Source organism: Kitasatospora purpeofusca, from assembly GCF_000718025.1.
Lineage (GTDB): Bacteria > Actinomycetota > Actinomycetes > Streptomycetales > Streptomycetaceae > Kitasatospora > Kitasatospora purpeofusca.
In genome coordinates, this window is record NZ_JODS01000005.1 from 183,793 (window position 1) to 197,505 (window position 13,713).

Sequence of the window (13,713 nt, forward strand, 5' to 3'; positions counted from 1 at the left end):
ATCACCTCAGCGGCCGGCGTCCCCCGCCCGGTCGCTCTGCTCCGCCCGGTCGCTCTGCTCCGCCCGCCCGGTCTGCTCCGTCTCCTCCGCCTGCTCCGCCCGGCGGCGCTGCCGCAGCACGAACGGTACGGCCGCGGCCACCAGGGCGGCCTCCGGCGCCGAAGGCTCGGCCGGACCTTCCCCGCCACGCCCGCCGAGGCCGTCCGGAGCCCCCGCCGCGAGGCCCTTCTGGTCGAAGGTGTCCGGCACCGGAAGGGTGTCCCAGCGCGACAGCGGCCAGGCGATCACGAAGGCCCGGCCGATCACGTTCTTCACCGGGACGAACCCGCCCCCGGGCTCGTTGACGTGGAAGCGCGAGTCGCGCGAGTCGTTGCGGTGGTCCCCCATCACCCACAGGTGGTCCTTGGGCACCGTCACCGTGCCCACCGGCGCGTCACCGCAGGGCGTCGCGCCCGGGTACAGGTAGGGCTCGTCCAGCGCCACGCCGTTGACCTTGACCGGGCCGCCCTCCCGGCACTCGACGGTGTCGCCGCCGACCGCGATCACCCGCTTGATGAGGTCCTTCTCGTTGTCGGAGGGCAGCAGGCCGACCGTGCCGAGCGCCGTACGGATCCCCTCGACGAACGCGTTGCCCTTGACCCGGGGCACCGAGTCCAGCCAGCCGCCCGGGTCCTTGAAGACCACCACCTCACCGCGCTCCGGCTCGGCGCCGAACCACGGGGTGAGCTTGTCGACCAGGACCCGGTCGTCCTTCTCCAGCGTGTGCTGCATCGAACCGGAGGGGATGGAGAAGGCCTGGACGAAGAAGGTCTTGATGCCCAGTGAGAGCAGCAGGGCGATGACGACCAGGATCGGCAGCTCCTGCCAGAACGGCCGCTTCTTCTTCGCCTTCCCGCGCTTGCCCTTGCCGTCCTCGGCCGCGCCGCCGTCCGCAACGGCCCCGGGGGCGCTGTCGCTGCCGCCGTCCGCACCGCCGTCCTTGCCGCCGGCCGCGCCTCCGTCGGCGTCGCGGTCCCCCGTGGCTGTGGCCGTGGCCGCCACCTCCGGGGTCTCCCCGTCGCCCTGACCGCTTCCCGCCGAACCGGCGGTCTCCTCCACGCTCATCCCTGGCCCCCTCCGGACGGCCCGGCGGGCCCCGTGCAGGACCCCCCGTTGTCAGCTAACGATCGACGGTTCCCGCAACCGGGCAGGGCCGGCCACCGACCACCCCCGCCCGCCACCGACCCGTCAGAACGTACACCCCGGGCCCCGCCGCTACGACACCCCACCACCCAGCATGATCCGCGCGACCAGCTCCCGCCGGCTGGCCACACCGGCCTTGGCGAACACCGACTTCAGATGGTCCTGCACCGTGTACGGCTTCATCGCCAGCAGCCGCGACACGTCCCGGGTGTCGCACCCCCGCACCAGCAGCAGCGCCACCTCCTGCTCCCGCGCCGTCAGCCCGTACGCCGAGAGGTAGAGCGGCATCGCGTCGGCGGGCGTCGCCGCCGACGCCACCACCGTCACCAGGTCCTCGGCGCCGCCCTTCAACGCCGAACCGTGCAGCACGTACCAGCGGCCGTCACCGTCCTGCACCCTGATCTTCGACTGCGGCACGGGCAGGCCGTGGGCCACCCGGCGGGCCTGCTCGGCGGCCATCGCGACGGCCGTGGGCACCCGCAGCGAGGTCCGGCTCGGGTCGGAGAACCGGCCGAGCAGTTCCTCCGCCGGGCCGGAGATCGCGACCGGCCGGTTGCCCCGGCCGAGCACCACCACCGCCGGCCCCGCGTCCACCGCCCGGCCCGGCCCCGCGTCGGGCGACGGCACATGACAGGCCCTCAGCGCGTTGCCGAGGTGCCGCGCGGCGAGGTCCGCGAGCTCCCGGTGCCGGGCCAGGAACGGCCCCCGGCCGGGCAGCCGCATGAAGACCGCGCACCCCCACATCCCGCCGTGGGCGTCGAAGACGGCCCGCAGTTCGTCGCCGAACCCCGCCGGCCGGATCTGCTCCCGGTACCGCACACTGTCCGCCAGCCGCCCCCGGGTCGCCCGGCTCAGCGTCTCCGCCCGCACCCCGCTGCGCCGGATCGACGTGAACGTCGCCACGTCGTCCGCCCACACCTCCAGGCGCACCGCGTTCTCGAACCCGTCCAGGCTGAGGTCGTCGCTCAGCACCGAGTTCACCAGTCCGGTCGCCGGATCCGCCGAGTGCCAGCAGACCGCGTCGTACTCCAGGACACCCCGCAGCAGCTCGTCCGCTCTGCGGAACACCCTCTCGGCCCCCAGCCCCGCTCCGGCCAGCTCCCGCAGCCCCTCGATCGCCTGCTGAGCCGCCACCCCGCGTGCCCCACGTGATCCCATGCGCCGGAAACTAACACGCACACCGACCACCCGCCCATGCCCCGCCGGACGGATCCGCCCTCCCCCTCCGGACGGTCCCCGACCCCTCTCCCCTCATCCTCCGGTCGCCCCCCACCCCGACACCGACCCCGGGGTGGACCACCGCGGCGGGGGGGACCGGCCCCCCGGTTCCCCCCGCCGCCAACTACCCGAGCCGTTACAGCCAGTTGCGGCGCTTGAAGATCAAGTAGAGGCTCGTGCAGACGAGGGCCATGAGGGCGATCGCGAAGGGGTAGCCGAAGGCCCACTTGAGTTCGGGCATGTCGGTGAAGTTCATGCCGTAGACGGTGCCGATCAGGGTCGGGGCGAAGAGGATGGCGGCCCAGGAGGAGATCTTCTTGATCTCGTCGTTCTGGACGTGGCCGGCTTCGGCGAGCTGCTTCATCTCCTCGTTCTGGCGCTGGGAGACCAGGGTGGCGTTGACGGTGAGGATGTTCTGGAGCATCTGGCGGAAGCCGTCGACGCGCTCGGCCGCGTAGGTGGCGTGGTCGGCGACGTCGCGCAGGTAGCGGCGGAGTTCCTCGTCGGTGCCGTACTTCTCGAAGCCGGCCTCCAGGCTCTGCATGATCTCCAGCAGGGGCCGGGTGGCGCGCTGGAACTCGATGACCTCGCGGGAGAGTTCGTAGATGCGCCGGGAGACCTGCGGGTCACCGCCGAAGACCTCGGTCTCGATCTCGTCGATGTCGTGCTGGAGGCCGGCGATGACCGGGGCGTAGCCGTCCACCACGGCGTCCAGGACGGCGTAGAGCACGGCCTCGGGGCCGAGGGCCAGGAGTTCGGGGTCGGCCTCCAGGCGGCGGCGGACGGCGGAGAGGTCGGGGGCCTGGGAGTGGCGGACGGTGAGGACGAAGTCGGGGCCGACGAAGAGGTGGATCTCGCCGAAGTCGACCTCCTCCACGTCGTCCAGGTAGCGGGCGGCGCGCAGCACCACGAAGAGGGTGTCGCCGTAGCGCTCCAGCTTGGGGCGCTGGTGGGCCACGATGGCGTCCTCGACGGCCAGTTCGTGCAGGTTGAACCGCTCGGCGGCTTCCAGCAGCTGGGCCTCGGCCGGGCGGTAGAGCCCGATCCAGGCCATGGTGCCGGGCTTGCCGGGCAGTTCGCGGTAGACGCCGGCGAGGTCGGTGGCGGAGGCGAGCCGGTGGCCGTCGCAGTAGACGCCGGCGTCGACGACGGAGCGCTCCAGGCTCACGTGCTCGACCGGCTGGTCGGGGCGCGGGTCCATCGAGTGCTCGGGGGCGGGCTGGGCGGGCGTGGTGCCGCCGGCCGGGTTGGTGGGACGGGTGAAGGGGAGCTTGCTCGCACGCACTGCGCGCACACGCCAGTCGGACATGACGGGGTACCTCCGCGGTTCGGGGGCCGCCGCACCGGACACAGCAGGTCGGGGGTGCGGGGCAGGCGGGGGGCGCCCGGTCGTCCTCCACCGCGCACGGCGCCCTGGCCGCGCGGCGCGCCGGGTCAGCGGCGGGCGGTGCGACGGCGTGGGTCGGGAGCGGTACGGGAGGAGGGGCACCGGGTGCCGGGAGAAGTGAGGGACGTCCTGGGGAGGGGCCTACTTCGACCCGGACTACTACTGCACTCCATCGCTCTCACCTCCTCGCCGTCGGGACGCCCGTGCGGGTCGCCGTAACCGGGTCATCAGAAGGGTCCACACCGCCGAGCGGGCGCGCAGGGGCGCCGCAGCGTCGGGTGGGCACCCCTTGATCTCGTCAGAGCTTTGGCACGCCACGGCGTAGCACCCGGGATGGTCCCGAGGGGTGCAGCCACTTGGGGTCACCCCTTAGGCCGGGGAGACCTGTCCTGACCCTGGGCGTCTCTCGACGTCGTGGGGTCAGTGGCCTGTGTCCATGGCGACGCCTCACCGAACGAGGTGCCTTCACAACCTCCTCGAGTCTAGTACCCGCTGGAGGGGTGCTTCGACCAGGGGTGCGGCCACGAGTCGGCGCGGAGCGCACGACGGTCGATGCGCGGACCGCGCCGAGGGCTCGTGCGGGCGGTCCGCGCCCCGGTCGCGGACCGGCGCACACCGGTCGGAGGAAGGGTCAGTTCGCCTGCCGGGCACCGCGGTTCGCCTCCCCTCGGCGCCGGGGCCCGCGGTCGGCGGCCGCGCACCGCCCCCTACCCTTCATGCCATGGCTTCCTTGGAGACCGGCCCCGGGCGGGGCACGGCGGTGGTGATCGGCGGCGGTCTGGCGGGCACGCTGGCGGCCTGGGCGCTGCGCGGCGCCGCCGAGCGGATCGTGGTGGTGGAGCGGGACCGGTACCCGGAGGGGCCGGACTTCCGGGCGGGGCTGCCGCACGGGAGGCATCCGCACCTGCTGCTGGAGGCCGGGCACCGGGTGCTGGAGGAGCTGATGCCCGGCACCTGGGAGGAGCTGCGGGCGGCGGGCGCCGTGCGGGTGGCCCTCTCCGGTGATCTGCGGTGGCTGAGCGCGGCCGGGTGGATGGCCGAGTACCCGGCCGAGCTGGCGTTCTACTCGTGCACCCGGCCGGTGCTGGACACCGTGGTGCTGGAGCGGGTCAGGACCGAGCCGTCGATCGAGTTCCTGGAGGGGACGGAGGTGGTGGGGCTGACCGGCTCGGCGGCCGCCGTGACCGGGGTCCGGGTGCGGGAGCGCGGGCACGGCGCCGACCCGAAGGCCGTCCGGGAGCTGCCCGCCGAGCTGGTGGTCGAGGCCGGCGGCCGGACCTCGGCGATGGGCGGCTGGCTGCGGGAGCTCGGCTGCCCGCCGCCGCCCGAGGAGCGGGTGGACGCGGGCGTCGTCTACGCGACCCGGATCTTCCGGCGCCCGGCCGACGCCCCCGCCGACTGGTCGGCGCTGTATCTGCAGTGCAGGGCGCCGGACACGCCGTACCTGGGGGTGCTGCTGCCGGTCGAGGGCGACCGGTGGATCGTCGGCGTCGGCGGGATGCGCGGGGGCGAGCCGGCACCCGGCGAGGCCGGGTTCGCCCGGCAGCTGGAACTGCTGCGCGATCCGCGGATGCGGGAGGCACTGGCCGGCGCGGAGCCGCTCGGCGCGGTACGCGGCTTCGTGCCCGGTCCGGGCGTGCGGCGGCACTACGAGCAGCGCTCGCCGGAGGGGCTGGTGGTGGTCGGGGACGCCGCCTGCACCTTCAACCCGGTCTACGGGCAGGGCATTTCGGTGGCGGCGCTGGAGGCCCGGGAGCTGCGGCGGGCCGCGCTGCGGTACGGCGGGATCGGGCCCGCGACGGCCCGGGCGGCGCGGCGGGCGGTGGCGGCGGTGTCGAAGAACGCCTGGGCGATGTCCTCCGCGGAGGACGTGCGCTTCGCGGCGACGACGGGCGGGCCGTCCGGGGCGCTGCTCCGCGCGCAGCACCGCTTCCTGGACCGGGTGCTGGCCGGCGCGGCGAGCGACCCGCGGGTCACGGCGGTGTTCCACGAGGTGATGTCGCTGGTCGCCCCGCCGACGGCGCTGTTCCGGCCGTCGGTCCTGACGGCGGTGCTGCGCAGCGGCTGAGCGGGGAGCCGGCCGGAGCGAGCGGGGGCAAAACAGGGGCAAGGGGCAAGGGGCAACCGGTGCCGGTCAGGCGGTCGGCCCGAGGTGGGCGGCCACGTACGGCACGGCGACCGCCTCCAGCGCGCCGGGCGAGCCGAACGCCGGGTGGACGTTGACCTCGAAGACCGCCCCGCCGCTCTCCCCCGCGAGGTCGACCGCCGCGAAGGGCAGCCCGACCGAGCGGGTGGCCGCGACCGCCAGCTCCGCCAGCCCGGCGGGCAGCGCCTCGACCGGCAGCGGGGTGGAGACGGCGCCCCGGGCGAGGTTGCACGGCTGGTCCGGGTCGTCCTGCACGTGTTCGACGGCGCGCAGCGCCCGGCCGGCGAGCACGGTCACCCGGTACTGGTGGCGCCGGCCGTCCGCGGTGAAGTTGCGGGCGTCGGCGGCGAGCAGCCAGGCGGTACCGGCCTCGGCGTAGCACTCGGCCGCCTCGGCGAGCTGGGCGCGGGTGGTGACGTGGAAGACGTCCTGCCCGCTCATGCCGAGGGCCGGGCGGGCCCAGACGTCGCCGCCGAGCCGTTCGAACACCTCGGCCGCCTCGGCCCGGGTGGGCCGGGAGAGCGTGACCGTGGGCATCTGGCGGACGCCGTCCCTGGTGAAGCACTCGACGGTGAGGCGCTTGTCGGTGGCCGCCCGCCAGCCGTCGGCGGCGGTGCCGAGCGAGCGGACCCCGTGTTCGCGCAACAGCCGCTGGCAGTCGACGATTTCGTGGCGGCGGTGCGGCGGTATCTCGTACAGGAGCACCGTCCTGGCGGTCACCGCGAGGCCCTCGGCGGGGACTTCGAGGGCGACCCCGTCACCGGTGCCGCGCACCCGTCCGCCACCGGCGGGTCCGTCCGCGCCGCCGCTCATGAAGTGCCGAGCGTCGAGGAGGAACGGCGCCTGCCCGGTCAGCCGTCGCACCGCGGTGGCCAGCGCCTCCCGGCTGCCCTCGGTCGAGCCGTGATCGGTCATCAGAACGAGCTCGCTGCGCCCCATGGCCCCATGGAACATGTCGCGGACATGTCCAGGCAAGGGATTCCCGGAACTTGCCCGCGGAAGGTGCTTCGGGAAAATTCGCGTGTGCCCGAACGGTGCCGCGGGTTAACCTCGGCGCCATGTCGACGCCCCGCATCTCCTAGCTGACGGACCCACCACCACGCCACCCGTGTGTCCATCAGTCGTTACGGAGCGTCACCTTCATGATCACCGCCCGTGGTGTCGACGTGCGCGTCGCCGCCCGCCTCCTGCTGTCCGACCTCACCCTGCACATCGGCCCCGGCGACCGCATCGGCCTGGTCGGCCGCAACGGCGCCGGCAAGACCACCCTGCTCGCCACCCTCGCCGGGCAGCTCCCGCCCGCCGCCGGCACCATCACCCGCACCGGCCCGGTCGGCCACCTCGCGCAGGACTCCCGCGCCGCCGACCCTGCGGTCACCGTCACCGACCGGATCCTCTCCGCGCGCGGCCTGGACACCGCCGTCCAGCGGCTGCGCGCCGCCGAGACCGTCCTCGCCGACGCCCGCGACGAGCGGGCGCAGCGCCGCGCCATGGCCGCCTACACCCGGGCCGAGGCCGAGTTCCTGGCCCGCGGCGGCTACCCCGCGGAGGCCGAGGCCGCCCGGGTCGCGGCCGGCCTCGGTCTGCCCGACCGGCTGCTGGACAGCCCGCTCGGCACGATCTCCGGCGGCCAGCGGCGCCGGGTCGAGCTGGCCCGGATCCTGTTCGCCGACCACGACACCCTGCTGCTCGACGAACCGACCAACCACCTCGACGCGGACGCCGTGGCCTGGCTGCGCGGCTTCCTGGCCGGCTACCCGGGCGGGCTGGTGCTGATCAGCCACGACGTGCCACTGCTGGAGTCCACCGTCAACCGGGTGTTCCACCTCGACCCGCAGCGCGCCACCGTCGACGTCCACAACACCGGCTGGGCCGCCCACCTCGCCCAGCGCGCCGCCGACGAACGCCGCCGCACCCGCGAACGCGCCAACACGGAACGGAAGGCCGCCGCCCTGCACGCCCGGGCCGACCGGATGCGGTCCAACGTGGCCACCGCCGTCAGCGCCCGCTCGATGGCCCACCGGGCGGACCGGATGCTCACCGCGCTCGAACCCACCCGCCGGGCCGAGCGGACCGCGCGCATCCGGCTGCCCGAACCGGCGCCCTGCGGCCGGATGCCGCTCGGCGCGGTGAGCCTCGCCAAGGCGTACGGCGGGCGCGACGTGCTCACCGGGCTCGACCTGGCCGTCGACCGGGGCAGCCGGCTCGTCGTCCTCGGCCACAACGGCGCGGGCAAGACCACCCTGCTGCGCCTCCTCGCCGGCCGCGAGACCCCCGACGCCGGACGCGTCGTCCCCGGCCCGGGGCTGCGGCTCGGGTACTTCGCGCAGGAGCACGACACCCTCGACCCGGCGCGCACCGTCCGGGAGAACCTCGCCGCGGCGGCGCCCGACCTCGGCGACGGCGAGTTGCGGCACGTGCTCGGGGCGTTCCTGTTCCGGGGCGACGACGCCGACAAGCCCGCCGGAGTGCTCTCCGGCGGTGAGCGGACCAGGCTGGCGCTGGCCGGGCTGGTCCACTCGGGCGCCAATGTGCTCCTGCTCGACGAGCCGACCAACAACCTCGACCCGGCCTCCCGCGCCGAGGTGCTGGCGGCGGTGGGCAGCTACCCGGGCGCGATCGTGCTGGTCACCCACGACCCGGGCGCGGTCCGCGCGCTGCGGCCCGACCGGGTCCTGCTGCTGCCCGGCGGCGAGGAGGACCTCTGGAGCGAGGAGTACCTCGACCTGGTCGGAACGGGCTGACCCCGGTCGGGGCGGGTCCGGTCGGGGCGGGGAGGCCGGTCCGGGACCGGCCTCCCTGGACCGGCCTCCCTGGAAAGCCGGTTGGCGGGCCGGGGCGGCCGCTGCTAGATTCCCGGTGGCCGTGCGAGAGAACAAGGAGGTGGTACCCGTGAACGTTGTATCGACATGGGTGCTCCCCTCCGGGGTCATGGTCGGGCGATAGGTCGTCCGGGAGCGCCTTCAAGAGCACTCCCGAAAGGCACGACCATGCGATTCACCTCCGAGCAGCGCCTCGACGACGGTGTCCTCGAACGCGAATTCACCCTCGACGGGATCCCCGGCATCCTCTGGACGCCGGCGTCCGCCTCCCCCTCCGCACCGGTGCCGCTGATCCTGCTCGGCCACCCCGGTGGACTGGAGCGGATGTACCCCCGACTGCTGGACCGGGCCCGGCAGTCCGTGGCGGACGGCTTCGCCGCGGCCACCGTCGAACTCCCAGGCAGCGGCGACCGGCCCCGGTCCGCCGTCACCGAACAGGCCCGCGCCGATATGCGCCGGGCCATGGCGGCCGGCGAACCGGTCGGCCCCGAGATCGTGGACCGGCTCGTCCTCCCCCTGGTCGAGCAGGCCGTCCCGGAGTGGCGGGCGGCCCTGGACGCCCTCCTCGCACTGCCCGGGATCGGCGGCCCGGTCGGGTACTCGGGGGGAGTGATCGCCATCGGCACCCGGCTGGCGCTCGTCGAGCCGCGGATCGCGGCCGCCGTCCTGTTCGCGGGGAGCTTCGTGCCCGCGGCCACGTTGGAGGAGGCCCGCCGGGTCACCGTTCCGCTGCACGTCCTGCTGCAGTGGGACGACGAGGGGAACGACCGGCAGGCGTCCCTGGACCTCTTCGACGCGTTCGGCTCCGCGGAGAAGACGCTGAACGCCAATCTCGGCGGGCACACCGGCGTCCCTCGGTTCGCGGGGGAGGCCGCGGCGCAGTTCTTCGGCCGGCACCTGAGGTGAGGCCGGGCCGTCGGGGCGTCGGGGCCGCCGACGGACGCTGAGCGCCGCGCCTGAGGCCCGCGAGCCCTCAGGGCTTGCGGGCCTCGACCAGGAAGCGGGCGGAGTGGGCGACGAACGGCCCCTCCGCCCGGATCCGGGCGTCCAGTTCGCGCAGCCGCTCCCGGTGGGCGTCGACGGTGAACCCCGGCACCATCCAGATCACCTTGCGCAGGAACCACACCACCGCGCCGATGTCCCGGAACTCGATCCGCAGCCGCTCCGAGCGCAGGTCGACCACTTCGAGACCGGCGGCCCGGGCGGCGTCCGCGTCGTCCTTCGGCCGCCGGGCCCGGCGCGCCTCCGGCTGCGGCCCGAGGAAGTACTCGACCAGTTCGAACACCGAGGCCGGTCCCACGTGCTGGGCCAGGTAGCTGCCGCCGGGGCGCAACACCCGGGCGATCTCGGACCACCACACGGTCACCGGATGACGGCTGGTCACCAGGTCGAAGGAGCCGTCCGCGAAGGGCAGCGGCGGCTCGTCCGGGTCCGCCACCACGGCAGCGCCGAGCGGGTGCAGCAGCGCCGCCGCCTTGGCCACGTTCGGCGGCCACGACTCGGTGGCGACCATCGTCCGCGGGAAGCTCCCGGCCACCCCCGCCAGCACTTCGCCGCCCCCGGTCTGCACGTCCAGCGCCGCCGACACGTGTGCCAGCCGCTCGCCGAGCAGTCGCTGGTACCCCCAGGAGGGGCGCTCCTCGCTCGCCCGGCCGTCCAGCCAGGAGAAGTCCCAGCCGTCCACCGACGCCTCGGCCGCCTCGGCCACCAGTTCCTCGAACGTTCGCTCCATGCCGTTCATCCTCTCCCGGCGCGCACCGGTCCGCCGCCGCGGCGGAGCCTTCCGCCGGAATCCGCCGCGGCGTCCGGCGGATCAGTCCCCCGTGGTGCCGTCGAGCAGTTCGCGCAGGATGTCGAGGTGGCCGTTGTGGCGGGCGGTCTCCTCGGTGAGGTGGAGGAGGATCCAGCGCAGGTCCACGTGCAGACCGTTGCGGACCGGCCGCTTCGCCCGGTCGGCCAGGTCGCTCGCGGCGACCAGCTCGCGGTAGCGGGCGCTCTGTTCGGCGTACTCGTCGAGCAGCTGCGGCAGCGGGAAGTCGACGGCGATCCGCATCTCGCGGTCGGGGTCCTCCTCCGTCCAGGGGCCCTGGTCCTCCTCGCCGAGGAAGACCACCTGGAACCAGTAGTACTCGACCCAGCGGAGGTGGTTCACCAGTCCGCTCAGGGTCATCAGCGGGGAACCCGGCAGGAGTGCCCTGCGCGCGTTCTCCGGGGAGACGCCCTCGCACTTGGCGCGGGTGGTGTCACGGGCGTAGTCGAGGAACGTGGTCAGCTGTGTGCGCTCGTCCCAGGCGGGAGGCGTGTCGTCGATTCTGGTCATCGTGGGACAGCATTCCCAATCGCACCGACGCTGTCGACGGGTTTACGGACGGGTCGCTTCCGGTCCCTGCCCGGCGGCGGCGTGGCGGCTCGCGGCGCCGCGGCTCGCGGCGTGCCTGCTGGCGGCGGTCCAGGCGGCGGTGACGGCGTGGTGGGCGCGGGCGGTCGCCTCGGCGGTGTCGGCGGGGAGGTGGAGCGGGGCGCCGAGGTGGACGTGGAGGCCGGGGCGGCGGACCGGGGCGGTGGCGAGACCGGCGAGCTGCTTCGCCCTCCCCCCGGAGGTGAGGCGGCGGGAACCGGCCTGGCCGAGCGGGACGACGGGTGCGCCGGTGGCGTGCGCGAGGCGGGCCAGGCCGCTGCGGAAGGGGCCGGGCGGCAGTTCGCCGGAGTCCCGGCGGCGCGGCAGCCCGCCCTCGCCGTAGATCAGCACGACCCGCCCGGCCGCCAGTGCCGCGGCCGCCGCGTCGAGCGACTCCGCGGCCCGCGCGGTGCCCCGGTGGACGGCGATGTGGCCCTCGTGGCGCAGCAGTGTCCCGAGCAGGGGGATCCGCCACAGGCCGGCGGTGGCCAGCACGACCGGCCGGGCACCGAGCCGGTGCAGGGCGGCGAGCACCACGACGGGGTCGGCGAGCGAGGTGTGGTTGGCCGCGACGATGCTGCCCGGCGCGACGGTGGGGGCTGTGTCGGCGGTGTCGGAGGCCGTGTCGGCGGTGTAGGGCGCGGGGTCGGTGGCGGCGGCGGAGACCGGGTCGGCGGTGATGCGGAGGTGACCGAGAACGGGCAGCAGGAGGGCGGCGGTGCGGCTCAGCATGGTGTGGGGTGCGTCCTCGTGACGGTGGAGCGGGGTGCTGTCCGCGCCAGTCTGCTCGGGTGCGCCGGCCGGCGCCTGAGTACCCGTACTCAAGCAGGGCCGGGGGGCTCCGCGGAGCCGGGGGCCGAACCTGCGTCAACGCTGCGTCGGCCCGGCACCGATGCTGCGCCGACCGCTCGCCGCGCGCCGGGCGCCGCCAGCGTCTAGGCTCGGTCGGATGAGGCGACTGGACGACATCGACCAGGCACTGTTCCATCGGATCGCCGTGTCCGAGCACCCCTTCGGGGCCGGATCACGGGTGGGCGAACTGCTGCGCAGGGCCAGCCGCGCCGCCGACCACGGGAAACTGTGGTTCGGCACGGCCGCCGTGCTCGGGGCCGTCGGCGGGCGGAGCGGACGGCGGGCGGCACTGCGCGGGGTCAGCGCGCTGGCACTCGCCTCGTTCACGGCCAATGTGGCCGCCAAGCAGCTCACCCGGCGCCCGCGCCCCCTGCTCGACGCGGTTCCGGTCGCCCGTCGGCTGCTGCGTCAACCCATCACCACCTCCTTCCCCTCGGGGCACTCGGCCTCGGCGGCGGCCTTCGCGACGGCGGTGGCGATCGAGTCCCCGGTGGCGGCGGCCGTCGTGGCGCCGGTCGCGCTGATCGTGGGCGCCTCCCGGGTGTACACCGGTGCGCACCACCCGAGCGATGTCCTGGCCGGGTTCGCGCTGGGCTCGGCCGTCGCCGCGCTGACGCTTCGCTGGTGGCCCCGCTCGTCCGACCTGCGGCCGGCCGCCGGGCCCGCGCGCCGCGCCGCCCCGGCACTGCCCGAGGGGCAGGGCCTGTCGGTGGTGGTCAACTCGGGCTCCGGCAGCGGCGCGTTGAGCACCTACGGCCCCGAGGAGACGGTCGCCGTGCTGCGCGACCTGTTGCCCCGGGCCGAGATCCGCCTCTGCGGGCCCGACGACGACCTGCCCGCCCTCCTCGCCGAGGCGGCCGACCGGGCCTCGGCCGCGGGCGGGGCGCTCGGGGTCTGCGGCGGCGACGGCAGCGTCAATCTGGCGGCCGGGCTGGCCGTGGAGCGGGACCTGCCGCTGGCGGTGTTCCCCGGTGGCACGCTCAACCACTTCGCGGTGGATCTCGGCATCGAGGACTTCGAGGCGACGGCGACGGCCGTGACCGCCGGCAGTGCGTGCGGGGTGGACCTCGGGCTGGCCACCGACAGTACCGGCCAGCGGTACTTCCTCAACACCTTCAGCATCGGCGTCTACCCCGAACTGGTCAAGCTGCGTGAGTCGTTGGAGGGCCGGATGGGCAAGTGGCCGGCCCTCGCGGTGGCCACCGCGAAGGTGCTGGTGAACGGTGAGCCGGTCACCGTCCGATCCGGCGGGCGGGACCGGCAGCTGTGGCTGCTGTTCGCCGGGAACGGCGCGTACGACCCGCCGGGCTTCGCCCCGACCCACCGGACCGGACTCGCCGACGGCCTGCTGGACGTCCGGGTGGTCGACGGGGGCCGGCCGTTCGCCAGGACCAGGCTCGCCGCCGCGTTCCTCTCCGGAACGCTCGCCCGGTCCCGGGTGTACCACTCGGCCCGGCTACGGGCGCTCGACCTGGAGCGGCTGGGCGACGCCGACCGGATGGCGGTCGACGGGGAGTCGGTCCCCGCAGCGGGCCGGCTCCGGCTGTCCAAGTCCGGACGGGCGCTGACGGTCTACCGGCCCGCCGCGGGCTGAGCGCGCCTGGGCACGCCGGCCGAGCACGCCCGGGGACGGCGGGCGTGCTCGGCCGGAGTGCTCGGCGGGCGTGCTCGGCGGGAGTACCCAGCCGTCATGCTCGGCCGGTGTGCT

The 13,713-nt window shown here is 75.0% G+C and carries 11 protein-coding genes and 1 riboswitch; of the genes, 4 read left to right on the forward strand and 7 right to left on the reverse strand.

Translation table 11 applies throughout. The features are described 5' to 3' along the window. Nucleotides 1–6 precede the first annotated feature (6 nt). From lepB to IF01_RS0110765, 3 genes are all read right to left on the reverse strand, one after another. Nucleotides 7–1,104, reverse strand: a complete 1,098-nt coding sequence (gene lepB, locus IF01_RS45395; protein WP_078879862.1) for a signal peptidase I — start codon at nucleotides 1,102–1,104, stop codon at nucleotides 7–9. Nucleotides 1,105–1,254: 150 nt separating this feature from the next. Next, nucleotides 1,255–2,340 (reverse strand): helix-turn-helix transcriptional regulator, encoded by a 1,086-nt coding sequence (locus IF01_RS0110760; RefSeq protein ID WP_078879863.1) that lies wholly within the window; start codon nucleotides 2,338–2,340, stop codon nucleotides 1,255–1,257. 196 nt (nucleotides 2,341–2,536) lie between these two features. After that, entirely contained in the window at nucleotides 2,537–3,709 is a 1,173-nt protein-coding gene (locus tag IF01_RS0110765) for a magnesium and cobalt transport protein CorA (protein WP_030393101.1), read from the reverse strand. Between the two features lie 357 nt (nucleotides 3,710–4,066). Further along, nucleotides 4,067–4,253: riboswitch (M-box (ykoK) riboswitch) on the reverse strand. Nucleotides 4,254–4,508: 255 nt separating this feature from the next. Between IF01_RS0110765 and IF01_RS0110770 the strand changes: the two genes are divergently transcribed. Beyond that, nucleotides 4,509–5,855, forward strand: coding sequence for an NAD(P)/FAD-dependent oxidoreductase (locus tag IF01_RS0110770; protein ID WP_030393102.1), 1,347 nt, complete (start codon nucleotides 4,509–4,511; stop codon nucleotides 5,853–5,855). Between the two features lie 66 nt (nucleotides 5,856–5,921). Here IF01_RS0110770 and IF01_RS0110775 read toward each other — a convergent pair whose 3' ends face one another. Then, nucleotides 5,922–6,872, reverse strand: coding sequence for an ATP-grasp domain-containing protein (locus tag IF01_RS0110775; RefSeq protein ID WP_051755148.1), 951 nt, complete (start codon nucleotides 6,870–6,872; stop codon nucleotides 5,922–5,924). A 203-nt stretch (nucleotides 6,873–7,075) separates the two neighbouring features. On the opposite strand from IF01_RS0110775, the gene IF01_RS0110780 reads away from it, so the two are divergent. Together IF01_RS0110780 and IF01_RS0110785 are read left to right on the forward strand one after the other, a co-directional pair. Then, nucleotides 7,076–8,677, forward strand: coding sequence for an ABC-F family ATP-binding cassette domain-containing protein (locus tag IF01_RS0110780; RefSeq protein ID WP_030393104.1), 1,602 nt, complete (start codon nucleotides 7,076–7,078; stop codon nucleotides 8,675–8,677). Nucleotides 8,678–8,923: 246 nt separating this feature from the next. After that, nucleotides 8,924–9,661, forward strand: coding sequence for a dienelactone hydrolase family protein (locus IF01_RS0110785; RefSeq protein ID WP_030393105.1), 738 nt, complete (start codon nucleotides 8,924–8,926; stop codon nucleotides 9,659–9,661). A 67-nt stretch (nucleotides 9,662–9,728) separates the two neighbouring features. Here the strand turns inward: IF01_RS0110785 and IF01_RS0110790 are convergent, their stop codons facing one another. From IF01_RS0110790 to IF01_RS0110800, 3 genes are all read right to left on the reverse strand, one after another. Then, entirely contained in the window at nucleotides 9,729–10,487 is a 759-nt protein-coding gene (locus IF01_RS0110790) for a class I SAM-dependent methyltransferase (protein ID WP_030393106.1), read from the reverse strand. 81 nt (nucleotides 10,488–10,568) lie between these two features. Continuing rightward, nucleotides 10,569–11,075, reverse strand: a complete 507-nt coding sequence (locus IF01_RS0110795; RefSeq protein ID WP_030393107.1) for a DinB family protein — start codon at nucleotides 11,073–11,075, stop codon at nucleotides 10,569–10,571. Between the two features lie 42 nt (nucleotides 11,076–11,117). Further along, nucleotides 11,118–11,885 (reverse strand): lysophospholipid acyltransferase family protein, encoded by a 768-nt coding sequence (locus IF01_RS0110800; protein ID WP_030393108.1) that lies wholly within the window; start codon nucleotides 11,883–11,885, stop codon nucleotides 11,118–11,120. Between the two features lie 217 nt (nucleotides 11,886–12,102). Here IF01_RS0110800 and IF01_RS0110805 point away from each other — a divergent pair, with 217 nt between their 5' ends. Continuing rightward, nucleotides 12,103–13,599, forward strand: coding sequence for a bifunctional phosphatase PAP2/diacylglycerol kinase family protein (locus IF01_RS0110805; RefSeq protein ID WP_030393109.1), 1,497 nt, complete (start codon nucleotides 12,103–12,105; stop codon nucleotides 13,597–13,599). The last annotated feature ends 114 nt before the right edge of the window (nucleotides 13,600–13,713 follow it).